Source organism: Elusimicrobiota bacterium (assembly GCA_026388075.1).
GTDB lineage: Bacteria > Elusimicrobiota > Endomicrobiia > Endomicrobiales > JAPLKN01 > JAPLKN01.
Map to the genome: position 1 here is coordinate 1 of JAPLKN010000130.1, position 23,672 is coordinate 23,672.

A 23,672-nucleotide genomic window follows, 5' to 3' on the forward strand; every position below is an offset into this window, starting at 1 on the left:
AACTCCGTTTTGTTTTACCCAAAGAAATCGGGAAAGCGGAAGTTTTTTCAGATATACCAATAAATTTAATTAAAGACATCCTATAAAGATCAGGATGTCTTGATTACACAGATTAGACAATGATTACACAGATGAAACAAATTGATGAACTAACTGGGAAAATAATAGGTTGCTGTTTTAAGGTTCATAAGGAATTGGGCCCCGGATTTAACGAGAAAATATATCAGGTATAATGAACATTATACCAGGAGGCGACAGTATGACAAAAATTTTGGTTGTTAACGGGCCTAATCTTAATCTTCTTGGCAGTAGGGAACCGGACATATACGGGAAGCTTACGCTCAAAGATATAAACGATAAAATGACTGAACGCGCAAAAGAATTAAAACTTGAAGTTGAGTTTTTTCAGTCTGATACTGAAGGTGAAATCGTTACAAAAATCGGCCAGGCGCGAAAAAATTATAACTGGATAATAATAAATCCTGCTGCTTATACCCATACTTCTGTTGCCATCCGCGATGCGGTAGCTGCTGCGGGAATTCCGACAATAGAAATACACCTTTCAAATATATACGCCAGAGAAGAATTCCGTCAAAAATCTCTAATCGCTCCTGTATGCAAGGGGCAAATTTCTGGTTTCGGGCTTTCCAGCTATCTCCTTGCACTTCAAGCCATAAAAGAATCTCCTAAATAATATGAATTTTAAAAAACGAATAAAAAATGTTTCAAAAAATATTCGAAACGTCGCCTATTTGGTAACAAATAGGGCTGATATTTTTTATCTTACGGGTGTAGATCTTGACGGATTTTATCTCCTTGTTAAAGGACAAAAAATTTTCGCTTTTTGCTCTTTGCTGCTAAAAGCACAATTAGAATCACTGCTTAAAGGAATTGAAATAATTTCGGGTGAAAATCTATTAAGCCTGATAACAAATTTTTTAAAAAAGAAAAAAATAAGAATTTTAGGGCTAAATCCGAAATTTATAAGCCATTCGCTCTACTTGGAATTAAAAAAGAACTTTAAGATTAAATTGCTTGATCCCATATCAAGTTTAAGGCAGATCAAAGATAGAGAAGAGATAGAATATATAAAAAAATCATGCAAAATTGCGCTAAAAACGCTGAAAATAATCAAGAAAATGGTTAGGCCCGGGGTCAGCGAGGAGCAAATAGCATTCAAAATTGAAGAATATTTTTCAAAATCTAAGGCTAAGCCGGCATTTCCGCCTATTGTAGCTTTTGGCGTAAATACTGCAAAACCTCATCATATTCCAACATCTAAAAAAGCTAGAAAAAATGATATAATTACAATTGATCTTGGCTCTATATATAAAGGATACTGTTCTGATTTGACAAGGACCTTTTTTTTGGGTAAAATACCAACTCCCGTAAAAAAAGTTTATCATCTTATAAAAGAAGCTCAATCCAGGGCTATTTACTATATAAATAAAGCTAGAAAAGTTGGCGAAATAGACAAAGCCGCAAGGGATATAATTTCCCAAAACGGCTATGGTAAATATTTTGTTCATTCTACGGGGCACGGCCTTGGTATTGAAGTTCACGAAGCTCCAAAAGTAAATAAAGAAAATAATTATCCGATTCGGCAGGGGATGGTTCTAACTGTGGAGCCGGGAATCTATATTTCGGGAAAGTTCGGAGTAAGAATAGAAGACACGGTTTTAGTCACTAAAAAAGGATTTGAAATACTGACAAAATAGAAACAATAAAAGACGGAGACCGGCCACCAGCGACCAGCAACCAGTAACTACAAAAAAATTGAAAACTGGTAACTGGTGGCTGATCACAGGCAACTATATATGATTTTCACATCAGATTTTAAAAACGGAGTAAATATTTTAGTAGACGGGGAGCCTTATCAAATTTTATGGTTTCAACAGCACAAGCCCGGAAAAGGCGGTGCGGTAATGCGGGTTAAGCTAAAGCATCTTCGCCGGGGCGGCATTACAGAAAGGACATTTAAATCAGGCGAGAAATTTGATACGGTAGATGTAGAAAAGCAAAAAAAGCAATTTCTTTATATTGCCGGAGAAAATTATTGCTTTATGGACATGAAAACATATGAGCAGATAAGCTTCCCAAAAGAAAAACTTGGTGAAAGCGCAAAATATCTTACAGAAAATTTGGAAGTAGAAGCTACTTATCTTGACGGCGAATTTGTCGGGATAGAGCTTCCGATATCAGTTGAGCTGAAAGTAGTGGCTACCGTGCCGGGCATAAAAGGGGATTCGGTTTCAAATATGATGAAACCGGCAACACTGGAAACGGGCGTAGAAATTCAGGTCCCTCTTTTTGTAAAGGAAGGGGATAAGGTAAGAGTTGATACCAGAACAGGCGAATATATAGAAAGAGTGGCGTAAAATATTTGGGGGGCTATCCTGCCCTGTTTCGACAAGCTCAACATCCCGAGCGCAGTCGAGGGACTACACCCCGGAATACTTTTCTTTACTTGCTCAAAGAAAAGTATTCAAAAGAAATGCACCCCGTGAGCCATTCGTTTCGCATTTTTCGGAATCTTTGCAAACTCGCCTCGCCTGATGCGCGGCGGGCTCAAACACTGCAAAGATTAATTCCCGAAAAATGCTCAAACTCATAAACGGCTCAATGGGGCTAGAAGACAAATACAGCATTAAATTGAACAAATTAGCAAAGAGGTAAATTATGAATGCGCAAGAATTAAAAGAATTTTTGGAAAACTTGAAAAACACTGATATTGAGGAACTGCGCCTTGAATCGGGCGAAAAAAAGATTTTTTTTAAAAAGAGCGATGTCGCGGTGACGGAAACGCCTCAAAGTTCAGCTCCGGCAAAAAAAAATGTTCCGGAAGAAACAAAGCTTAAAGCCATTAAAGCTCCTATGGTCGGGACTTTCTTTCATTCCCCGTCCCAAGACCATCCTCCATTTGTTGTGGATGGTGAAAATATAGTGCCTGGACAAAAAATCGGGATAATCGAAACAATGAAAATTATTAAAGATGTAACATCAAATCTTAAAGGTAAAATAGTAAAGGTTTCAGTAAAAAATGGGCAGTCGGTGGAATACGGGCAGGAGCTTTTTTTAGTTGATACAAGCGTTGAAAAAAATGGTTCAAACCGGAATAATAACTCAAAATAATGAGGCAGGTTAAGAATGTTACAGGTTGAGATTGAGAACAACAGGTTTAGAATGAACCAGGTTCAGGTTAAGGAAGGCTTTAAAACAGCTTTACTTTTTTCTCAACCTCAACCTGTCTTATTCTGTATCTGCTGTTGAGAAGGAGCCAAAAAATGTTTAAAAAAATCTTAATTGCAAACAGGGGCGAAATAGCTTTAAGGGTAATTCGCGCCTGCAGAGAACTTGAAATAAAAACAGTTGCGGTCCATTCAGAAGTGGATAAAGAATGCCTTCACGTTAGAATGGCTGACGAATCAATTTGCATAGGGCCGGCAGCAGCATCTGAAAGTTATCTTAATATTCCAAGCATAATTTCAGCAGCCGAAATATCCGGTGCCGACGCTATTCATCCCGGGTATGGTTTTTTGGCTGAAAACACGTATTTTGCCGACGTGTGCGAATCCTGCGGAATAAAGTTTATTGGCCCGAGCAAGGAATCAATTGAAAAAATGGGGGATAAAATTGCAGCGCTTGAACTGATGCGGAAAGCAGGGGTTCCTATTATTCCCGGTTCAAACGGCCCGGTTTTAGCTGATGATCCCAATCTTTTTAAACTGGCAAAAAAAATTGGTTATCCGTTGATAGTCAAAGCTACCGCCGGAGGCGGCGGAAAAGGAATGAGGGTAGTAGTTTCGGAAGAGGCATTAATAAATGCCATAATTATGGCGAAAGCTGAAGCTAAAGCGGCGTTTGCTAACGATTCAGTTTACATAGAAAAATATATTGAAGAACCTCGCCATATAGAGTTTCAGATTATGGGAGATAAAAAAGGTAAAGTAGTATATCTTCCGGAACGCGACTGCTCAATACAAAGGCGCCACCAAAAGCTTCTGGAAGAAAGCCCGTCGCCGTTTCTAGATGAATCTTTAAGGCAAAAGATGGGACGCGCGGCGCGTCACGCGGCTGAAGCTGTAAATTACTATACCGTAGGAACCGTAGAATTTCTCGTAGACAAAAAAGGCCACTTTTATTTTATGGAAATGAACACAAGAATTCAGGTTGAACACTGCGTTACCGAGGTTGTTACGGGGCTGGATCTCGTAAAAGAGCAGATCCGTCTTGCTGCGGGTGAAGAAATTGGATTTAATTCTTCAGATATTCCTACACGAGGACATGCAATTGAATGCAGGATAAACGCCGAAGATCCTGACAAAGATTTTATGCCCTGCCCGGGAAAAATAAACCATGTGGTGATGTCCGGCGGGCCGGGAATAAGGGTTGATACTCACGTTTATTCCGGATATACAATTCCGCCGTTCTACGACAGCCTTATAGCAAAACTTATAGCTTCAGGCAGAGACAGGAAAGAGGCTATCGCCCGTATGAGGAGAGCTTTAAGGGAAACTATAATAGAGGGGATAAAGACAACGGTCCCGATTCATCAGAAGATTCTTGCAAACGAATATTTCCAAAGCGGGGAATTTGCAACCAACTTTTTGCCGAAATATATTTTAGGAACCTGAAAATAAAATACACGGAGATTCAAATGAAAGACGAAATAAAAAAAATAATAAATGAAAATGTTTCCACAAACGAAAAACTTCTTAACAACGGCTATTTGGCGGTAATTGAAGAAATGGCGCAAATAATCATTGACACATATTCTTGCGGAAAAAAGGTCATTGTTTTTGGTAACGGCGGTTCGGCAGCGGATGCCCAGCATTTTGCGGCGGAACTTGTTTGCAGGTTTGAGAAAAACCGCAGATCTCTTCCCGCCTTAGCGTTGACTACAAATACTTCCTCTTTAACTGCTATAGGAAACGATTACAGTTTTGAAGATGTTTTCAGCCGTCAGGTTGAAGGTTTGGCTGAGGAAGGAGATTTGGTGATAGGAATTTCAACTTCGGGAAACTCGCCAAACGTATTGAAGGCGTTAGATGTTGCTAAAGAGAAGAAAACCAGAACAATGGGTTTAACCGGAATAAAAGGCGGAAAATTGAAAAACAAGGCAGACGTATGTTTTTGCGCCCCGTCAACAGTAACCGGAAGAATTCAGGAATGCCATATATTGGTTATTCACGTATTATGTAAGCTTGTGGAGGATGCCCTTTTTGCTGAAAAATAGCTCTAATAGAAAAATACAAACCAGAAAAGCTCTCCAAAACATCATCAAGCGTTTAAAAAAACAAAGCAAAAAAATAGTATTTACAAACGGATGTTTTGATCTTTTGCATTTGGGGCATATTTTGCTTTTTAAAAAAGCCAAATCTTGCGGCGATATTTTGGTGTTGGGGTTAAATACGGATGAATCCGCAAAAAGGTTAAAAGGGCCGAAACGCCCGCTGGTTGATGAACGTTCAAGAGCAAGGGTTTTATCCGAACTTGAAAGCATAGACTATATAACATTTTTTAACGAAGATACTCCGTTTGAACTGATAAAAGAGCTTAAGCCGAATATTCTTGTTAAGGGCGGAGACTATCGTCTTAACGAAATTGTGGGAAGAAACCTTGTGGAAAAAGTGGTCCGTTTTCCGTTCGTAGAAGGATATTCAACAACCTCTCTTATCAAAAAAATAGTTCAAGCATATGGAAAATAAGCTGTGCTCTGATAAAAGTATTTTAACTTTTCTTTGCGTGCCCAAAGAAAAGTAACAAAAGAAAGGGCACCCCGAGGGCTATTCGCTCGATATTTTTTCGGCGGCTGCGGAACTCGTCCTTCGGCTTCGCCATGATGGACTCAAACAGTCCTCGCCGACTGCTTCCGAAAAAAATCTTGCTCATTGGCAGCCCAAAGGGGATATAAAAACTAATTAGAGACAAAAAATTCTGAATGGTTAAGAAAAATTACACAACAAATTTTGATTTATTATCAGATAAAAAAGCATACAGGCTTTTTGATGCGAATTTAAATAGGGCAAAAGAAGGTCTGCGGGTAATAGAAGATACGGCAAGGTTTATCTTTGACAAACAAAAGCTTTATAAAAATATTCGCAGTTTGCGCCATAAAATTGATAAACTGACCAGAAAAATATATCCGGAACTGGTCGGTGAAAGAAATTCCAAAGCTGATCCCGGAAGAAAAATTAAAGAAGGCAAAAGAAAAAACCTTGAAGCAATATTGATTGCAAATTTTAAAAGGGTTGAAGAATCTTTGAGGGTGCTTGAAGAATACAGCCGTTTAATTTATCCGTCAGCCGGGCCGGGATTTAAAAGCGCAAGATTTTCTGTTTATTTGTTAGAAAAAAAGGTTTTGAATTTAAATGCTAAAGCTTAAGCTTTATTGTATTACCTGCAAAAGACAGGATTTAAGTTACGAAGAACAGGTCGGACAGGCTTGCCGCGGCGGCGCGGACGCGATTCAGTTTCGCGATGACGAGCTTTCCGACACAAAAATCCTTGAAATAGGGGAACGGCTTAAAAAGATTTGCGGCGAAAAAAAAGTTCTTTTCATATTAAACAACAGGCCTGACCTTGCTCTTGCCCTTGACGCAGACGGTGTTCATCTTGGACAAAACGACATACCGGTCAAATGGGCAAGACAGATTCTTGGTTCGGCAAAAATTGTCGGAGTCTCTGTTTCAGCATTGGGAGAATCTATAGCAGCAGAAAGAGAAGGGGCGAGCTATATTGGTCTTAATCCAATTTTTGAAACACCGATAAAAGCCGAAAGGAAAGCTTTAGGGCTTGATATCATTGGCTTAATTAAAAAAAGAGTTAAAGTTCCTGTAATAGCAATAGGCGGGATAACAAAGGATAATGTCTCAGAAGTTATTAAAGCCGGCGCTGACGGCGTTTCTGTAATACGTTCAGTCTGCGGATCAAAAGATATTATTTCCGCAGCTAAAGAGCTTAAAACAAAAATTGCTGAAACCGAAAGGGAAATGGCAAAAACAGGTTTTTTGAAACGGGAAAAATAGCCATGAAAATATCTGATATATCAAAAATAGATTTATCAACGGAAGATATCGCAGAAGTAGCCTTGGATGAAAAAGTTAAAACTGATTTTATTGTTTCAGGGCTTGAAGACGGCACTATAGTAATTCCGAAAAACAATAACCGCTCTTTAAAAAAAATCATCGGCATAGGCAAAGGCTTAAGAACCAAGGTAAACGCGAATATCGGGACTTCTCCTGTTCGGGTTTCAATAAAAGAAGAGATAAAAAAACTAAAGATTGCCGTTAAGTTCGGCGCAGACGCAATAATGGATCTTTCAACGGGCGGTGACATAGATAAAATAAGAAAAATAATACTTGATGAGTGCCCGGTCTGCGTTGGTACGGTTCCGATATATCAGGCAGCCTGCGAAACAGTAAGCAAAGGAAACAAAATAGCAAAGATGGACCCCGGCCTCCTCTTTGACATTATAGAAAAGCAGGCCGAAGACGGTGTGGACTTTATGACGGTCCACTGCGGAATAACTAAAAAGTCAGTTGAGATTTTAGAACGCCAAAAACGAGTGACCGGTGTGGTATCGCGGGGCGGCTCTTTTCTTGTAAAGTGGATAAAGGCAAACGGCAAAGAAAATCCTTTATTTGAAAATTATGACCGGCTGATAGATATAGCAAAAAAATATAATGTTACTTTAAGTCTCGGCGACGGTTTAAGGCCGGGAAGTATTTGTGATGCTACGGACGATGCTCAGATTGCTGAACTTAAAATACTTGGAGAACTTGTTCTTGAAGCAAGAAAAAACGGTGTACAGGCTATAATTGAAGGGCCCGGACACGTTCCTTTAAACAAAATACAGCAAAATGTAGAGCTTGGCAAAAAATACGGTTACAACGCGCCCTTATATTTTCTCGGGCCGCTTGTTACTGATATTGCGGCAGGATTTGACCACATAACTTCTGCTATAGGCGGAGCTATAGCGGCCTCATATGGCGTTGATTTCTTATGTTATGTTACTCCCGCGGAACATTTAAGACTTCCGGATGTTGACGATGTATATATGGGAGTTATCGCAAGTAAAATTGCCGCTCACGCGGCGGATATCGTTAAAAATGTCCCCGGGGCAAAAGAACTTGATTTAGAGTTTTCAAAATGGCGCAAGGACAGACACTGGCGAAATCAGGAACGGCTTTCTCTTGATCCTGAAAAATTCAGAAACGAAAGAGCAAAAATGCTTCCAAATTCCGACGATGAATGCGCTATGTGCGGCCAGTTTTGCGCGATGAAGGACTAATTTATTAGCGGATAGCGGATAGCGTTTAGCGTATAGAAAAACCAAGAAATTCTTTTACTATACGCTTTAGAAGTCGCAGAGAGCTAAATAGCTATTAGTAAATTTAGTAAAAGGATTGACTGATGAGAGTTAGAGTAAGAGTTCCGGCAACTTCGGCGAATCTCGGGCCAGGATTTGATGTTTTGGGCGTTGCTCTAAAACTATATAACGAATTAGAAGTTGAATATCCTTATAAAGGGAAAAAAGGGAAACCAAATTTAATAGAAATTTCCGGAGAAGGGAAAGAATTTCTTCCAAAAGATGAAAAAAATATTGTCTGGAAGGCAATGAAAGCAGTTTTTAATACACGGTCAAAGAAAAAAAGGAATTCGCATTATAAGTTCGGACAATTCAAAATAAAAATGAAAAATAATATTCCCATAGGTTCGGGAATGGGTTCCAGCGCGGCAGCGCACTTGAGCGGTATTTTGGCAGCGAATGAAATTATCGGAAGAAAGCTCAATAAAGACGAGATAATTTCTTTAGGGGTAGGTTTTGAAGGCCATTCGGACAATATTGTTTCAGCTCTTTTGGGCGGATTTTGCATCTCGGTTTTAAACGGCGGGAATATTAAATATTTAAAACTCAAAACACCGAAACTGAAAGCTGTCGTTTCCAGTCCCGATTTCCAGCTTCCCACCGAGAAATCCAGGAAGGTTTTGCCGAAAAAAGTTTCTCTTTCACAGGCGGTTTTTAATTGTGAAAGGCTTTCTCTTTTAGTTTCTGCGTTACAGAACGGAAGCTTTGAAATGCTGTCTACCGCGATGGAAGACAAAATTCATCAGCCTTACCGGGCACGTTTTATTCCGGGAATGAAAAAAATATTTGAAACGGCGATAAATGCCGGCGCCTACGGGGCAGCCCTTTCAGGATCGGGGCCTTCTATAATCGCATTGTGCGATAATAAATCAGGCGCTAAAATCGGCAGAAGTATTGAAAAAGTATGGAAAAAATATAAGGTAAAGAGCAAATATTTTATTTTGGATTTCGATAAGGAAGGGGCGAAAATATGGCGCTAGTTATAATGAAATTCGGCGGTTCTTCGGTTGCCGACGCAGAAAAAGTAAAACGCGTGGCAAAACGGGTAATAGAAAAAAAGCAAAAAGGAAATAAGGTTGTGGCTGTTGTTTCTGCGCCCGGAGACATGACTGATGATTTGATAGCGATGAGTAAAAAAATAACCGATACGCCCGATGAGCGCGAAATGGATATGCTTCTTTCAACCGGCGAACAGGTCTCCATAGCGCTTCTTTCAATGGCAATAAAAAGTCTTGGCGAAAACTCAATTTCTTTAACCGGCCCGCAGGCCGGCATTTTTGCCGATCTTTCGCATACTAGGGCCCGCATTACAGGAATCGTTCCCACAAAAATTAAAAAGGAGCTTTCTCGCGACCGAATTGTTATTGTGGCAGGGTTTCAGGGATTAAATCCAAACAAAGATATCACAACTTTCGGACGCGGCGGATCGGACCTTACGGCCGTAGCTCTTGCCGCAGCGCTTAAAGCAGATTCCTGTGAAATATATACCGATGTTGAAGGCGTTTACACAACTGATCCAAGGATGATAAAAGAAGCTCAGAAAATTGGCCGTATTTCATATGACGAAATGCTTGAAATGGCGGGTTCGGGCGCTCAGGTTATGCAGGGGCGCTCAATTGAAGTCGGGAAAAAATTCGGGGTTGACATACATGTCCGTTCAACATTTTCGGAAAACGAAGGCACGATAATTTCAGCCGAAGAAAAGGTTAGGAAATGGAGGAAAAATATGGAAGACGTAGTTGTATCGGCAATAGCGTTTGATAAAAATCAGGTAAAATTTTCTATTGTAGACGTTCCTGACCGGCCCGGAATAGCCGCGAAAATATTCAGCGAGCTTGCAAAAGGCAGCATAAATGTTGATATGATTATTCAGTCTGCATCTCAAGACGGGCTTAATGATATTTCGTTTACAGTTAGCCATGCTGATTTAGGAAAAACCTCGGGAATCTTAGAAGGCGTTCAAAAAGAGTTAAATGCTAAACAGGTTATATATGACGATAAAATTGCAAAAATATCCATTGTCGGTGTCGGAATGAAAAGTCATCCGGGTGTTGCGGCAAAAATGTTTGATACGCTGGCAAAAGAAAAAATTAATATCCAGATGATTTCTACCAGCGAAATAAAAATTTCCTGCGCAATAAATGTTGACGAGTTAAATAAGGCAGTAAATGCGTTGCATAAAGCGTTTGAATTAGACAAGAGGAAATAAATATAACGACCAGTAGCTCGCAAGAAAAACTGGTTATAAATAAAATTTGGCTTTTAAAAAAGCCAAGGATTAAGCTTTATGAAAAAGATATTGTTATACGACACAACCTTGCGTGACGGGGCCCAAGGGGCAGGTGTTTCTTTTTCCGTTCAGGACGAGATAAAAATCGCCAAAGCGCTGGATAATTTCGGGATAACCTATATTGAGGGAGGCTGGCCCGGATCAAATCCAAAATCCGAACTTTTCTTTAAAGAAGCAAGAAATATAAAATTCAAAAATTCCGTCCTTACTGCGTTCGGTTCAACGCGCCATAAAGATACTAAAGCGCATAATGACAAAAATCTTCTTTCTATTTTAGATACGGGAGTAAAAGTTGCGTGTATTTTTGGTAAATCGTGGGATTTGCATGTGGTGCACGCTATCAGGACGTCTTTTGAAGAAAATTTGAAAATGATTTCAGAAAGTATTTCTTTTTTGAGGTCAAAAGGGCTTGAAGTCATTTATGACGCGGAACATTTTTTTGACGGATTTAAAAATAATAAGGAGTATGCGATTTCTACTTTAAAGGCTGCTCAAAAAGCGGGCGCGATTAATCTGACTTTGTGCGAAACCAACGGAGGAATGACGCCGTTTGAAGTCCAAAAGATAGTTGAATATGTTAGGAAAGAAATTCCTGAGATTCCTTTAGGTATCCATACGCACAATGATTCTGACTGCGCGGCCGGAAATTCTATTGTCGCGGTTCAGGAAGGATGTAGTTTGGTGCAGGGTACAATCAACGGCCTTGGCGAAAGATGCGGTAACGCTAATCTTTGTTCGATTATTCCAGCGTTACAGCTAAGGTTCGGATACAGTTGCGTTAGCGAAGCAAATCTTAAAAAACTGACCGAACTTTCCCGTTATGTTTACGAAATAGCAAATATTATTCCCTCGGATAACCAGCCTTATGTGGGATTGAACGCTTTTGCGCACAAGGCGGGAATTCATGTGTCTGCCGTAACGAGGGAATCAAGAACATACGAGCATATAAGTCCTGAACAGGTGGGCAATGAAAGGCGCATATTGATCAGCGAACTTTCAGGGAAAAGCAATGTGTCGTCAAAAGCCGATGTTTTATATGTTGATGTTGAAAAGCATCCCGAAGCGATGTCAAAAATTATCAATACAGTCAAGAAATTGGAACACGAAGGTTACCAATTTGAAGATGCTGACGGTTCATTCTCTTTATTGACGAATAAAGCTTTGGGAAAATACGAGCCTTTTTTTGAACTAGAAAGTTTTAAATTAAGCATTGAGAAAGATTCAAAAGGGAAAATAATTACTGAAGCTTCGATTAAATTGAAAGTTGGAGGCAAAGAAGAACATACCGTTGCCGAAGGTGACGGCCCTGTAAACGCATTGGATAACGCTTTACGTAAAGCCCTTCAAAAATTTTATCCGCAGATCAAAGAAATTTCTCTTACGGATTTTAAAGTTAGAGTAATAAATGCGGGAGCAGGCACGGCCGCAAAGGTAAGGGTCTTAATTGAGTCAAAAGACCACTCTTCTTCCTGGGGTACGGTAGGAGTTTCGGAAAATATCATTGAAGCATCCTGGCAGGCTTTGGTGGATGCTATTGAATATAAATTGACAAAAGACCTTAAGCAGCAGGTTAAGAGTAAGACAGGTCAAGGTTAAGTAGGGACAAAAAAAGTTTTTAACTCAACCTCAACCTGTCTCATTCTCAACCTGCAATTAATGTGGAGGAAATATGCGAAGTAATGACATCAAAAAAGGGGCAGTAAGGGCGCCGAACCGCTGTCTAATATATGCAACCGGCATAAGTAAAAAAGATATGGGAAAACCTTTTATAGGGATAGCCTCATCTTTTACTGATCTTGTTCCGGGACATATCGGAATGCGCGATTTAGAAAGGTTTGCTGAACGAGGTATTGCAGCCGGAGGCGGAGTGCCTTTTATTTTCGGTGTTCCTGCAATATGCGACGGAATAGCTATGGGCCACTCCGGAATGCATTATTCTCTTCCTTCCCGAGAGTTGGTAGCTGATATAGTTGAATCTATTGCATCAGCGCATAAACTTGACGGGCTGATTCTTTTGACAAACTGCGATAAAATCACGCCCGGCATGCTTATGGCCGCGGCGCGGACAAATATTCCTTCAATTGTTGTTACTGCAGGCCCCATGATGACAGGATTTTATAACGGTAAAAGGAGATCTTTAGTAAGGGATACTTTTGAAGCCGTAGGCCTTTTTCAAAGCGGAAAAATAGACGAAAACGAGCTTGAAAAACTTGAAATGGCATCCTGCCCCGGAGCTGGTTCCTGCCAGGGACTTTATACAGCAAACACTATGGCTTGTCTTACTGAAACGCTTGGGATGTCTTTAATGGGATGCGGAACAGCTCTTGCGGTATCCAGCAAGAAAAGGCGCATTGCTTATGAATCGGGATTAAGAATAGTTGAACTTATAAAAAGCAATGTTACTCCCCGTTCAATTATGACCCCAAATGCGTTCAAGAACGCTATTGTTGTGGATATGGCTCTGGGCGGATCCAGCAATACGGTTCTTCATCTCCCGGCTATCGCACACGAGGCAGGAATAAAATTGCCTCTTGAACTTTTTGACCAGATATCAAAAACAGTGCCTCATATTACTTGTCTGGAGCCGGCAGGTGACCACTATATGGAAGATCTTGAAAATGCCGGAGGTATACCAGCTGTCCTTTCGGCCCTAAAAAATAAGCTTGTGACTTCTAACACTGTAAACGGGAAAAATATTTTAGAGATAGCAAAAGAAAGCGAAGTATTAGACAAGGAAGTTATTCGCATGAAAAATCCTTATCATAAAGAAGGCGGTATAGCTATTTTAAGAGGAAACATTGCGCCGGGCGGCTGCGTAGTAAAACAGTCCGCTGTATCAGAAAAGATGAAGGTTTTTTCGGGAAACGCAAGAGTTTTTAATTCGGAAGAAGAAGCGATGAGCGCCATTCTTTCAAAAAAAATTAAGAAAGGCGATGTTATCGTTATACGTTATGAAGGGCCAAAAGGCGGGCCGGGAATGAGAGAGATGCTCGGCCCAACCAGCGCTCTTGAAGGGATGGGGTTGTCGGATTCAGTCGCGCTATTGACTGACGGGAGATTTTCCGGAGGGACAAGAGGCCCTTGTATCGGGCATATTTCCCCTGAAGCCGGCGTAGGCGGGCCGATAGCGGCGTTGAAAGACGGAGATGTTATAATGATTGATATACCTAAACGGAAATTGAACGTAAGATTAACCGAGACAGATATAAATGTCAGGCTTGCAAAATGGAATGCTCCGGCAAACAAGTTTAAAAAAGGATATCTTTCAAGATATGCAAGGTTGGTCAGCTCGGCGGAAGAAGGAGCGATCCTTAAATAGCGTATAGCGGATAGGAAATAGCGTATAGAAAAACAAAGATTTTTTACTATCCGCTAAACGCTATGCGCTATACGCCTTGAAAGATAAAAACATCTAACTGTACGTAAAGGAATGAATAAGAGGAATAAGAATTTGCGGAGGAATATGTGATTAAAACAGGTGCGGAAATACTTGTTGAATGTTTGTTAAGGGAAAAAGTTGAAGTGGCTTTCGGTATTCCCGGAGGCGTTGCTCTCCCCCTATTTGATAAAATTTATGGTTCAAAACTAAAATTTATTTTAACCCGCCACGAGCAGGGTGCCGCGCATATGGCAGACGGATATTCACGTTCTACTGGAAAAGTCGGCGTTTGCATAGCGACTTCTGGCCCCGGCGCGACAAATCTTGTAACTGGGCTTGCAACAGCACATATGGATTCTGTTCCGATAGTTGCAATCACCGCTCAAGTTTTAACTACTTCAATTGGCAACGATGCGTTTCAGGAAGCGGATATCACGGGAATAACCAGGCCGGTTACTAAACACAATTATCTGGTTAGAGACGTCAAGGAGCTTGCGCAAACCGTAAGAGAAGCTTTCTATATAGCTTCAACGGGCAGAACCGGCCCCGTTTTAATAGATGTTCCCGTGGATGTCCAGCGGGCTACGACCGAATTTATTTGGCCGGAAAAAATTGAGATACGTTCTTATAAACCTAAGTATCAGGGGCATCCCGGCCAAATAAAAAAAGCCGCAGAACTGATTAATTCAAGCAAACAGCCGGTATTATACGTCGGAGGCGGAGTAACAAGTTCCGGGGCTTCCGCAGAAATTCTTGAACTATCTAAAAGGGCGGAAATACCTGTTACCGCGACTTTGCTGGGGCTAGGCGCTTATCCGGTTGATTCGCCGTTATATCTTGGAATGCTTGGAATGCACGGCCTTTATCAGGCAAACCATGCCATACAGAAATCCGACCTTATAATCGCAATTGGGGCGCGTTTTGACGATAGATGCACCGGAAAATTGTCAGCCTTTGCTCCCAATGCGAAGGTCATTCACATAGATATTGATCCGACATCTATATCCAAAAGCGTTCCCGCGGACATTCCTGTTGTGGGGGACGCAAAAATTGTCTTAACTGAACTGAATAAATTGATCAAAGAAAACACGCACGAAGACTGGCTAAAAAAAATTGAGAAATGGGAAAAAGATAATCCTTTGACTTATAAAAATGATAATCATCTAAGGCCTCAATTTGTTATTGAAAAAATTTCTGAAGTTACCCAAGGCAAAGCCATAGTTGTTACTGAGGTCGGACAGCATCAGATGTGGGCTGCCCAGTACTATGAACCTAAGGGGCCGAGACATTTCTTGAGTTCCGGAGGGCTCGGCACGATGGGTTTTGGTTTTCCTGCCGGGATAGGCGCCAAGGTTGCTAATCCTAACATGGATGTAATAGTTATCGCCGGTGACGGTTCTTTTCAGATGAATATTCAGGAACTTGCAACAGCTGTTTTAAATAAAATAAACATTAAGGTGGCCATTATAAACAACGGGTATCTCGGAATGGTCAGGCAATGGCAGGAAATGTTTTATGGTAAACGTTATTCTGCTTCACGCTTGACTGTAGGCTCATTATGCTCGGCTCAAAAAGGCGCAAAGAAACATGGGAAAAGTCCATGTTATACTCCGGATTTTGTTAAAGTTGCGGAAGCTTACGGAGCTGTTGGTTTACGGGTTAGCAATAAAAAAGATGTTGTGCCGACGTTGAAAAAGGCTTTAAAAATCAACCAGCCTGTTGTCATGGAATTTATGGTTGAACAGGAAGAAAACGTGCTTCCGATGGTTCCTACGGGTCACGCTCTGGATGAAATTATTACGTGTTATGCGTAAACAGCAGGCTGAGGTTAAGATTAAGGGTTAGAAAAACTTAGTCTTTCTTAACCTTAACCTATTTTTGTCTAAACCTGTTGTTCGGGGAGGAAAAATGAGGCATACAATTTCAGTATTAGTTGAAAATAAATTCGGTGTTCTTGCGCGGATAGCTACGCTATTTGCTGCGAGAGGATTTAATATAGATTCGCTGGCAGTCGGAGAAACGGAAGATCCTTTAATTTCCCGTATGACAATTGTTGTCAGCGGTGATGACAGGACACTGGAGCAGGTTGAAAAACAGCTTAACAAGTTGATTGACGTAATCAAGGTTAACGATTTTAAGGGGATACAGCACATTGAAAGCGGTATCGCCTTGATAAAAGTAAATGTGAATAAGGCTAACCGTCCGGAAATTGTGAGGATTGCGGAAATGTTTCAGGCAAAAATATCCGATGTTGCTACCGATTCTATTATTGTGGAAATATCGGGAGATGAGCAAAAAATTCAAAGCATAATAAATATGTTAAAACCTTTTGGATTAAAAGAAATGTGCCGGACGGGAATAATTGCGATGGCATGCGGCATTAAAGACAGCGTATAGCAATACGCTAAAAAAAGGAGAGTAAAATGGCAGAAGCAAAAATGTATTACGACAAGGATGCGGATTTGGAGTTGCTAAGAGGCAAAAAAATTGCAGTTATCGGATACGGAAGCCAGGGGCACGCCCAGGCGCTAAATTTAAAAGATTCAGGCCTCAATGTTGTTGTTGCTGAAATGCAGGGAACTGACAACTTCAAAAAAGCCTTAGAGCACGGCTGGCAGCCAGTAACTGCAGCTGAAGCGACAAAAGATGCAGATTGGATACAGATACTTGTTCCGGATCAAACTCAAAAAAAGGTCTGGGAAACAGAAATAAAGCCTAACTTAAAAAAAGGTGCGACCTTAAGTTTTTCTCACGGTTTTAATATAAGATTTAAACAGATCAAGCCTCCTAAAAAAATAAATGTCGTAATGATCGCGCCTAAAGGGCCGGGCCATTTGGTAAGAAGGCAGTACGAAGAAGGAAAAGGCGTTCCAAACCTTATCGCGGTAGAGCAAGACGCAACCGGAAATGCAAAACAGCTTGCTTTAGCTTATTCAAAAGGAATTGGAGGAACAAGAGCGGGGGTTATTGAAACTACATTTTCCGAAGAGACCGAAACAGACCTTTTCGGCGAGCAGGCGGTATTGTGCGGCGGTTTAGTTGAGCTTATGCGGGCAGGTTTTGAAACTTTGGTTGAGGCAGGGTATCAGCCGGAGATAGCTTACTTTGAGTGCCTGCATGAAATGAAATTAATAGTTGACCTAATTTATGAGGGCGGCATCGCAGGGATGAATTATTCTATTTCCGATACAGCGGAATACGGCGAATATGTAGTCGGCAAAAAAATAATAAATGAACGGACAAGGAAAACAATGCAAAAAGTTCTGAAAGAAATCCGTTCAGGGAAATTCGCAAGGACCTGGATCAAGGAAAATGAGGCGGGAAAGCCGTTTTTCAATCAAGCTAAGAAAGAAATCTCCGAGTCGCAGGTTGAAAAAGTGGGAAAAAGGCTAAGAGAAATGATGCCTTGGCTAAATAAGAGATAAAATGGGAAATAGACATATAAATACTCAGTTCATAGTAATCGGAGTAATTATTCTTGGGGTATGCTACATTATTTTTAATTTGGGAATAGCCATGCTTATCCATTCAAGAAAGGAATTGGTGGTCCCGGACATTCAGGGAAAATCAGTATACGAGTCATTGACCATACTTTCAAGCCAGGGGCTTGCTTTAAGAAAAGAATCTGAAGAGTACAATAAAAGTCTTCCTGCCGGAGTTGTGTTGCGGCAAAATCCTCTTTCGGGTATGCGCGTAAAGGAAGGTAAAACTGTAAGAGTAGTTATCAGCCAAGGCGGTGAATTTTCATTTGTCCCTTCTCTTATCGGACAGAAATCTAGATCAGCAGCGTTGACCATACGTTCTTATGGTTTGGTTTTAGGCGAAGAATCTTCATCTTATTCGGTTGTTTACGATAAAGATTATGTAATAGCCCAAGATCCGCCGAAAGGGACCTTGATGGCAAAAGACACTATGGTAAATATTGTGGTTTCTTTAGGGCCCCCTCCTCCAAATGTTAAGCTTATGCCTAAGTTTATCGGGAAAAACATTAATGATGTCAGCACCTGGGCTGACAATAACAACATAGATGTAAATGTGACCAAAGAAAATGTTTCAAATTCAGTGACAGGCGCGATATTGGAACAAAGTCCTGAACCTGATACGGATGTTACAAATATTCGGCAGATAAACGTTAAAATTGTGGGAGTTCCTGAATAGTTTGCCAATAAGCTTGGCAAACTAAATAGATGATTCAAAATTTAATGATAAATAAAAATAATACTATTATTGCGCCGTCAATTCTTTCAGCCGATTTTTCAAATCTTTTGAAAGATATCAGTATTATTGAAAAAGCCGGCGCAAAGTGGCTTCATATAGATGTTATGGACGGCCATTTTGTTCCAAATATTACCATAGGGCCCGATGTAATCAAGGATATAAGAAAAAAAACAAAACTTTTTTTTGATGTCCACCTTATGATAGAAAAGCCGGAAAAATATTGGCGAGAATTTCTTAAAGCGGGCGCGGATCTTATAACATTTCACTCGGAAGTAAAATGCAATAAGTTAAATTTGATCAGGGCAATGAAAAAAAGCGGGCTTAAAGTCGGTATTTCAATTAAGCCAAAAACCAATATGGCAAAAATTAAGAATTTACTGCCCTTACTAGATCTCATTTTGGTAATGACTGTAGAGCCGGGATTCGGCGGCCAGAAATTTATGAGCCGAATGATGCCGAAGGTGAAAAAATTAAAAGAATTAATTGATAAAAATAAACTTAGGTGCAGTATAGAAATTGACGGGGGAGTAAACAAAGAAACTGCAAAAATTGCAAAAAATTCAGGCGCAAATATTTTAGTTGCAGGGAATTCAATATTTTCATCCAAAAATTCTTCTGTGGCATTTAAAGAAATACAAAATTCTGTAAGTAAACCCCGTTAGAGACCTGCCTCGCCGGCGGGCGGGCAACGGGCGCTTCGGAATAAAGATGGCGGCATTCCACCGCCATATGAAATTTCAGACTTATATCCCAGACAGGAGTCTGGGGCTTTCTCTAACGGGGTAAATAATCTATTCGTGAAAAAATCCGACTTTTTTATTTAAAGTTGGTTTTTTTATTTTGGGATAAAAGGTTTATTCGGATTCGCACCGCGCCTGCCGGCGGGCAGGGAAAACTCCTAACTTCTTTTAAGAGATGCTCGCCAATTGGCGAAGTCTCGCCTGGGGCGGAAATGCGAAGATGAACCCCCGTGTTTAGTTTTGTCCGTAAAAATAAAGGAGTTTTAGGACAAAACTACGGGGGTGGGTTCATTTAAGACCCCGCCGACTCCCGAGACTGTGTCATAATTGCTAAAATATATCCCTGATGTCATTCTGAATTTATTTCAGAATCTAGCATCCCGACGATAATGAGATCCTGAACCAAGTTCAGGATGGGCATAAAGGTTAAAAAGTGTTGCTATTTTTGACAGTTTTGAAGTAGCAAAACCATTTTAAGTAACTAATTTTATGCCTTTCAGAAAGACCGCGATGATTTCTATATTGATGCTTTATTTGCGAAAAGAAGCCTTCTAACTCGTTTAAGATCTTTGAACGCAACAAGATGTCTTGGCAAAGAGCAAATAAAAGTTTTATGTTTTTCATGCCAATTGTTGTAGCATGAATGAAAAATAAACATTTCATTCTGTGTGCGAATGTTTGCAATAGTCACATACAAACTACGCAATTCTTTGCCTGCTTCGGTCTTTGGATATGTTCTAAGCCACATCAGCCCCTGATTCTGTATATGGAACAGGCAACGCTGCAAAACTGTGTTTGGCCATACTTCTTGAAGAGCTCGTATTACACGCGGATGCCCGTCGGTAGTCACAGCAATAGGAATAACACCTTTGTCTCGCAGCTGAGTAACAAGCGGTATAACATTTTCATAGTTTTCACGCTCTATGTAGGCAACATATACGGGTTTCCTAGATACTGTATTCATAAACATTGCCAAACAGCCATCTTTATGAAAATAGGTACCATCAAAAACCAGATAATTGATACCTGTGTATATTCTTTGTGAAAGAGCAGGCGGTTCTTTTGATAGCCAATAGTTCTTGATCCGTTTAAGCTTAAATGGGCTATGCCCTGATATGTGGCTTAACTGTCTTATGCTGTATCCTTCAATAACCCAAAGCTTAAACCAATGTTGTTCTTTGCGCACTTTGTTTTGTGGTAACTTCCAGACAAAAGTTCGGCCACATTGCAAACAGCTAAATCGTTGTTTTTTGTAGATTGTTTTGCCATACAACTTGACATGACTGCTTGCGCATCGCGGACAGCGTTTTTTTCATGAAAGTTAAATCCTTTTAACTTTCATGCTATCATTTACATTGTGTTCCGTCTATCTTTTAGCTGTTTAGGGGCATTTTTAGCAACACTTTTTAACCTTTATGCCCCGATTGACAAAAAATCACTAATCGTATATAATCTAAAATCCTATGAGCAGTGATGTTTTAGTATTAAACCGCAATTTTTATGCTGTCCAGATAACTTCTTGGCAAAGAGCGTTGACCCTTTTATATATAGGGCATGCCTCCGTTGTTGACCAGGAGTATAATACCTATTCTTTTGAAGATTGGCAGCAACTTTCAAACGCTATTGATTCCCACCCGGCCGGGTTTATTCATACCCCTAGCTTTAAAATAGCGATTCCTGAAGTTATCGCCTTGAAACTATACGATAAGCTTCCTTTGATGGAAGTCCGCTTTACACGCAGAAATTTATACGAACACTATAAATACCGCTGCTGTTACTGCGGAAAAAAATTTACTTCGCAGGAACTGAATCTTGAGCACGTTGTGCCCAGAAGCCGCGGCGGAAAAACCTGCTGGGAAAATGTGGTTACTTCTTGCATAAGTTGCAATGTTAAAAAAGCCAACAAACTCCCTCCTGAAGCAGGAATGGCGCTATTAGTTAATCCTTCCAAGCCCAAATGGAGAGGAAACCTTTCTCTTATATTTCAATCACCTGTCAAAATGCGCGCATCCTGGCAGCGTTTTATAGATAATGTGTACTGGAACCAGGAGCTGGAAAGAGACAACAATTAACAAGACGTATAAAAGTATAAAAGTTTAGAAAGTTATGAAGGTTGAAGGCTTGAAAAAGTAATTAACTTTTACACATTTTAACTTTCCTAACTTTTTAACGCAGTTTATCCAAAGAGAGGTAAACTATGGATCAAATCAAAATCTTGCTTAGCGAAAAAGATATCCCTGCAAAATGGTACAACATACAAGCCGACTTGCCTAAACCCCTGCCTCCGGTTATTCATCCGGGAACAAAAAAACCAATCGGCCCTGAAGACTTGGCGCCGATTTTTCCTATGGAACTAATTAAGCAGGAAGTCAGCCAGGAACGATGGATAGAAATCCCGGAAGAAATAAGGGACATTTATAAACTTTGGAGGCCTGCGCCTCTTTACAGGGCAAAAAGACTTGAAAAAGCTTTGGATACTCCTGCAAAAATTTATTACAAATACGAAGGGGTAAGCCCTGTAGGCAGCCATAAAACTAATACTGCGATTGCCCAGGCTTACTACAATAAAAAAGAAGGCACTAAGCGCCTTGCAACCGAGACAGGGGCTGGCCAATGGGGTTCAGCTTTATCGTTGGCCTGTAATTATTTCGGATTAAAATGTACAGTATATATGGTTAAAGTTTCTTTCCATCAAAAACCTTACAGAAAATCTCTTATGCAGGTATACGGCGCAGAAGTTTTTGCAAGCCCGTCTGACAAAACTAAGTCCGGAAGAGAAATACTGGCAAAAAACCCTGATTCAAGCGGCTCTCTCGGAATAGCTATATCGGAAGCAGTTGAAGACGCAGTTTCCAACAACGATACAAAATATTCTTTGGGAAGCGTTTTAAACCATGTGTTGTTGCATCAATCTGTCGTAGGCCTTGAAGCAAAAAAGCAGATGGAAATGGCAGGAGATTATCCTGACGTAGTTATAGCCTGCGTCGGCGGCGGCTCAAATTTTGGCGGAATCGCTTTTCCTTTCCTTATGGACAAATTGCAGGGAAAAAAGAAAAACTTAAGGGCTGTTGCGGTTGAACCTCACGCGTGCCCAAGCCTTACCAAAGGGCCCTATGCTTACGATTTCGGCGATACGGCAGGGCTTACTCCACTAATCAAAATGTACACTTTAGGCCATACATTTGTTCCGGAACCAATCCATGCCGGCGGCCTTCGCTATCACGGAATGGCAGCGATTGTCTCCATGCTTTATAACGAAAAAATAATTGAAGCTGTTGCATACCATCAAAATCCTGTTTTTGAAGCCGCAATAAAGTTCGCCCGTACCGAAGGGATACTGCCTGCCCCGGAATCGGCGCATGCCATTAAAGCTGCGATAGATGAGGCCGAAAAAGCAAAAGAAGCCGGAGAAAAAAAGGTAATACTTTTTAACTTGTCCGGCCACGGACATTTTGATATGACAGCTTATGACAATTACCTTGCAGGCAAACTTGTTGATTTTGAATATCCTTTTGATAAAGTGCGGGAAGCCCTTAATCACCTGCCTAAATTTTAATTTACCCCGTTAGAATCAGCGTAACGTTAAGAAAAAACTAGAAATATAACAAGACAATTAATATGGCTTTTCGCAGTTCTGAAAATTAGCAATTGTTTAACTGATTCTAACGGGGTAAAATGTATAAAATAACTTACAAAAAAACTCTGTCTGAAAATGTAACATTGATAAAGGTTGTTGCTCCGGAAATAGCCAAAAGAGCGCAGCCGGGGCAATTTGTTGTTATCCGCATAAATGAAAAAGGAGAACGGATTCCTTTAACTATTGCCGGGCAAAATAACCAGGAAGGCACAATTGATATAATTTTTCAAAGCGTAGGAAAAACAACATACGCGCTTGCTTCTTTAAAGGAGGGCGATTTTATTCAGGATGTTTTAGGCCCGCTTGGCCATCCCACTGACATTCAAAAACTCGGAACCGTGGTTTGTATAGCAGGCGGAGTCGGCGCAGCCGAAATATTTCCAATTGCGAGGGCTTACAAAAATGCCGGCAACAACGTAATTACGATTTTAGGCGCCCGCACAAAAGACCTGCTTATACTACAAAAAGAACTTACTGAAGCTTCAAACAAATTTTTAACAATAACCGATGACGGTTCAAGCGGTGAAAAAGGATTTGTTTCAACTGTGCTTGTTAATTTGATTGAAAAAAAGGTTCAAATTGATCTTATATATGCTATCGGGCCGGTCCCGATGATGAAGGCAATTTCAGATATGACAAAAACGGCAAATATCAAAACCGTTGTTTCATTAAATCCTATAATGGTTGATGCTACCGGCATGTGCGGGGCTTGCAGGGTATCAATTGACGGGCATACAAAGTTTGCCTGTGTTGACGGGCCCGAATTTGACGCTCACAAGGTAAACTGGGAAGAACTTGGCAGCCGCTTAAGCCTTTTTAAAGACAAAGAAAAAATAGCATTGGAAAAATATCAAAACGAATGCCAGTGTAAACCCCGTTAGAAACCTGCCTACACACAAGGATACTGTGTCATAATTCCGTGTGTTGTTATCCCGTCCGCCCTGGGCGGATCGGGATCTCGTCATCGTCGGAATACTGGATTCTGAAATAAATTCAGAATGGGCATAAAGGTTAAAAAGTGTTGCTAAAAATGCCCC

24 protein-coding genes are annotated in these 23,672 nt (G+C 40.5%); 23 read left to right on the plus strand and 1 reads right to left on the minus strand.

Annotated features, from left to right (window positions below):
* Nucleotides 1–131: 131 nt before the first annotated feature.
* From NT145_07080 to rpe, 20 genes are all read left to right on the plus strand, one after another.
* On the plus strand, nucleotides 132–233 hold the full coding sequence (locus NT145_07080; protein MCX5782449.1) for a hypothetical protein: 102 nt from the start codon (nucleotides 132–134) through the stop codon (nucleotides 231–233).
* Nucleotides 234–259: 26 nt separating this feature from the next.
* On the plus strand, nucleotides 260–694 hold the full coding sequence (aroQ, locus tag NT145_07085) for a type II 3-dehydroquinate dehydratase (GenBank protein ID MCX5782450.1): 435 nt from the start codon (nucleotides 260–262) through the stop codon (nucleotides 692–694).
* Nucleotide 695: 1 nt separating this feature from the next.
* Entirely contained in the window at nucleotides 696–1,718 is a 1,023-nt protein-coding gene (locus NT145_07090; GenBank protein MCX5782451.1) for an aminopeptidase P family protein, read from the plus strand.
* A 99-nt stretch (nucleotides 1,719–1,817) separates the two neighbouring features.
* The gene (gene efp, locus NT145_07095) at nucleotides 1,818–2,378 is read left to right on the plus strand and encodes an elongation factor P (protein ID MCX5782452.1); all 561 of its coding nucleotides are present in this window, start codon (nucleotides 1,818–1,820) and stop codon (nucleotides 2,376–2,378) included.
* Between the two features lie 301 nt (nucleotides 2,379–2,679).
* A complete protein-coding gene (locus NT145_07100; protein ID MCX5782453.1) occupies nucleotides 2,680–3,132 on the plus strand; it encodes a hypothetical protein in 453 nt (150 codons plus the stop codon).
* Nucleotides 3,133–3,284: 152 nt separating this feature from the next.
* Nucleotides 3,285–4,634, plus strand: coding sequence for an acetyl-CoA carboxylase biotin carboxylase subunit (gene accC / locus NT145_07105; GenBank protein ID MCX5782454.1), 1,350 nt, complete (start codon nucleotides 3,285–3,287; stop codon nucleotides 4,632–4,634).
* 23 nt (nucleotides 4,635–4,657) lie between these two features.
* Complete coding sequence (locus NT145_07110; GenBank protein MCX5782455.1) at nucleotides 4,658–5,236, plus strand: D-sedoheptulose 7-phosphate isomerase; 579 nt, start codon at nucleotides 4,658–4,660, stop codon at nucleotides 5,234–5,236.
* Complete coding sequence (locus NT145_07115) at nucleotides 5,223–5,708, plus strand: adenylyltransferase/cytidyltransferase family protein (GenBank protein ID MCX5782456.1); 486 nt, start codon at nucleotides 5,223–5,225, stop codon at nucleotides 5,706–5,708. Before NT145_07110 ends, NT145_07115 begins: the two co-directional genes overlap by 14 nt.
* A gap of 233 nt (nucleotides 5,709–5,941) precedes the next feature.
* Entirely contained in the window at nucleotides 5,942–6,385 is a 444-nt protein-coding gene (locus NT145_07120; protein ID MCX5782457.1) for a thiamine-phosphate pyrophosphorylase, read from the plus strand.
* Nucleotides 6,372–7,028, plus strand: a complete 657-nt coding sequence (thiE, locus tag NT145_07125) for a thiamine phosphate synthase (protein ID MCX5782458.1) — start codon at nucleotides 6,372–6,374, stop codon at nucleotides 7,026–7,028. The genes NT145_07120 and thiE overlap by 14 nt, the downstream gene beginning before the upstream one ends.
* 2 nt (nucleotides 7,029–7,030) lie before the next feature.
* The gene (gene thiC / locus NT145_07130) at nucleotides 7,031–8,293 is read left to right on the plus strand and encodes a phosphomethylpyrimidine synthase ThiC (protein ID MCX5782459.1); all 1,263 of its coding nucleotides are present in this window, start codon (nucleotides 7,031–7,033) and stop codon (nucleotides 8,291–8,293) included.
* Between the two features lie 122 nt (nucleotides 8,294–8,415).
* Nucleotides 8,416–9,351, plus strand: coding sequence for a homoserine kinase (gene thrB / locus NT145_07135; GenBank protein MCX5782460.1), 936 nt, complete (start codon nucleotides 8,416–8,418; stop codon nucleotides 9,349–9,351).
* Nucleotides 9,342–10,580, plus strand: coding sequence for an aspartate kinase (locus tag NT145_07140; protein ID MCX5782461.1), 1,239 nt, complete (start codon nucleotides 9,342–9,344; stop codon nucleotides 10,578–10,580). The genes thrB and NT145_07140 overlap by 10 nt, the downstream gene beginning before the upstream one ends.
* Nucleotides 10,581–10,658: 78 nt before the next feature.
* Complete coding sequence (gene cimA / locus NT145_07145) at nucleotides 10,659–12,257, plus strand: citramalate synthase (protein ID MCX5782462.1); 1,599 nt, start codon at nucleotides 10,659–10,661, stop codon at nucleotides 12,255–12,257.
* A 73-nt stretch (nucleotides 12,258–12,330) separates the two neighbouring features.
* The gene (gene ilvD / locus NT145_07150) at nucleotides 12,331–13,980 is read left to right on the plus strand and encodes a dihydroxy-acid dehydratase (GenBank protein ID MCX5782463.1); all 1,650 of its coding nucleotides are present in this window, start codon (nucleotides 12,331–12,333) and stop codon (nucleotides 13,978–13,980) included.
* Between the two features lie 146 nt (nucleotides 13,981–14,126).
* A complete protein-coding gene (ilvB, locus tag NT145_07155) occupies nucleotides 14,127–15,854 on the plus strand; it encodes a biosynthetic-type acetolactate synthase large subunit (protein MCX5782464.1) in 1,728 nt (575 codons plus the stop codon).
* Between the two features lie 94 nt (nucleotides 15,855–15,948).
* A complete protein-coding gene (gene ilvN / locus NT145_07160; protein MCX5782465.1) occupies nucleotides 15,949–16,437 on the plus strand; it encodes an acetolactate synthase small subunit in 489 nt (162 codons plus the stop codon).
* 26 nt (nucleotides 16,438–16,463) lie between these two features.
* Entirely contained in the window at nucleotides 16,464–17,465 is a 1,002-nt protein-coding gene (ilvC, locus tag NT145_07165; protein MCX5782466.1) for a ketol-acid reductoisomerase, read from the plus strand.
* 1 nt (nucleotide 17,466) lies between these two features.
* Nucleotides 17,467–18,198 carry a PASTA domain-containing protein gene (locus NT145_07170; GenBank protein MCX5782467.1) on the plus strand — a complete coding sequence of 244 codons (732 nt, stop codon included), beginning with the start codon at nucleotides 17,467–17,469 and terminating at the stop codon, nucleotides 18,196–18,198.
* 29 nt (nucleotides 18,199–18,227) lie between these two features.
* On the plus strand, nucleotides 18,228–18,920 hold the full coding sequence (rpe, locus tag NT145_07175; protein ID MCX5782468.1) for a ribulose-phosphate 3-epimerase: 693 nt from the start codon (nucleotides 18,228–18,230) through the stop codon (nucleotides 18,918–18,920).
* A 595-nt stretch (nucleotides 18,921–19,515) separates the two neighbouring features.
* Here the strand turns inward: rpe and NT145_07180 are convergent.
* Entirely contained in the window at nucleotides 19,516–20,184 is a 669-nt protein-coding gene (locus tag NT145_07180) for a transposase (GenBank protein MCX5782469.1), read from the minus strand.
* A gap of 277 nt (nucleotides 20,185–20,461) precedes the next feature.
* Between NT145_07180 and NT145_07185 the strand changes: the two genes are divergently transcribed.
* The 3 genes from NT145_07185 to NT145_07195 all read left to right on the plus strand — a co-directional run bounded on the left by NT145_07185 (nucleotide 20,462) and on the right by NT145_07195 (nucleotide 23,516).
* Complete coding sequence (locus NT145_07185; GenBank protein MCX5782470.1) at nucleotides 20,462–21,070, plus strand: HNH endonuclease; 609 nt, start codon at nucleotides 20,462–20,464, stop codon at nucleotides 21,068–21,070.
* A gap of 125 nt (nucleotides 21,071–21,195) precedes the next feature.
* Complete coding sequence (locus NT145_07190; GenBank protein ID MCX5782471.1) at nucleotides 21,196–22,554, plus strand: TrpB-like pyridoxal phosphate-dependent enzyme; 1,359 nt, start codon at nucleotides 21,196–21,198, stop codon at nucleotides 22,552–22,554.
* A gap of 119 nt (nucleotides 22,555–22,673) precedes the next feature.
* On the plus strand, nucleotides 22,674–23,516 hold the full coding sequence (locus tag NT145_07195) for a sulfide/dihydroorotate dehydrogenase-like FAD/NAD-binding protein (protein ID MCX5782472.1): 843 nt from the start codon (nucleotides 22,674–22,676) through the stop codon (nucleotides 23,514–23,516).
* Nucleotides 23,517–23,672 lie beyond the last annotated feature (156 nt).

Excerpts from the sequence above, each read along its gene's own strand:
- ilvC (MCX5782466.1), top strand. The coding sequence starts at position 16,464 with ATGGCAGAAGCAAAAATGTATTACGACAAGGATGCGGATTTGGAGTTG.
- thrB (MCX5782460.1), top strand. The coding sequence starts at position 8,416 with ATGAGAGTTAGAGTAAGAGTTCCGGCAACTTCGGCGAATCTCGGGCCA.
- NT145_07185 (MCX5782470.1), top strand. The coding sequence starts at position 20,462 with ATGAGCAGTGATGTTTTAGTATTAAACCGCAATTTTTATGCTGTCCAG.
- thiC (MCX5782459.1), top strand. The coding sequence starts at position 7,031 with ATGAAAATATCTGATATATCAAAAATAGATTTATCAACGGAAGATATC.
- thiE (MCX5782458.1), top strand. The coding sequence starts at position 6,372 with ATGCTAAAGCTTAAGCTTTATTGTATTACCTGCAAAAGACAGGATTTA.
- NT145_07170 (MCX5782467.1), top strand. The coding sequence starts at position 17,467 with ATGGGAAATAGACATATAAATACTCAGTTCATAGTAATCGGAGTAATT.
- NT145_07120 (MCX5782457.1), top strand. The coding sequence starts at position 5,942 with ATGGTTAAGAAAAATTACACAACAAATTTTGATTTATTATCAGATAAA.
- NT145_07190 (MCX5782471.1), top strand. The coding sequence starts at position 21,196 with ATGGATCAAATCAAAATCTTGCTTAGCGAAAAAGATATCCCTGCAAAA.
- rpe (MCX5782468.1), top strand. The coding sequence starts at position 18,228 with ATGATTCAAAATTTAATGATAAATAAAAATAATACTATTATTGCGCCG.
- aroQ (MCX5782450.1), top strand. The coding sequence starts at position 260 with ATGACAAAAATTTTGGTTGTTAACGGGCCTAATCTTAATCTTCTTGGC.
- NT145_07110 (MCX5782455.1), top strand. The coding sequence starts at position 4,658 with ATGAAAGACGAAATAAAAAAAATAATAAATGAAAATGTTTCCACAAAC.
- efp (MCX5782452.1), top strand. The coding sequence starts at position 1,818 with ATGATTTTCACATCAGATTTTAAAAACGGAGTAAATATTTTAGTAGAC.
- NT145_07100 (MCX5782453.1), top strand. The coding sequence starts at position 2,680 with ATGAATGCGCAAGAATTAAAAGAATTTTTGGAAAACTTGAAAAACACT.
- cimA (MCX5782462.1), top strand. The coding sequence starts at position 10,659 with ATGAAAAAGATATTGTTATACGACACAACCTTGCGTGACGGGGCCCAA.
- ilvD (MCX5782463.1), top strand. The coding sequence starts at position 12,331 with ATGCGAAGTAATGACATCAAAAAAGGGGCAGTAAGGGCGCCGAACCGC.
- NT145_07080 (MCX5782449.1), top strand. The coding sequence starts at position 132 with ATGAAACAAATTGATGAACTAACTGGGAAAATAATAGGTTGCTGTTTT.
- accC (MCX5782454.1), top strand. The coding sequence starts at position 3,285 with ATGTTTAAAAAAATCTTAATTGCAAACAGGGGCGAAATAGCTTTAAGG.
- NT145_07195 (MCX5782472.1), top strand. The coding sequence starts at position 22,674 with ATGTATAAAATAACTTACAAAAAAACTCTGTCTGAAAATGTAACATTG.
- NT145_07090 (MCX5782451.1), top strand. The coding sequence starts at position 696 with ATGAATTTTAAAAAACGAATAAAAAATGTTTCAAAAAATATTCGAAAC.
- NT145_07140 (MCX5782461.1), top strand. The coding sequence starts at position 9,342 with ATGGCGCTAGTTATAATGAAATTCGGCGGTTCTTCGGTTGCCGACGCA.
- ilvN (MCX5782465.1), top strand. The coding sequence starts at position 15,949 with ATGAGGCATACAATTTCAGTATTAGTTGAAAATAAATTCGGTGTTCTT.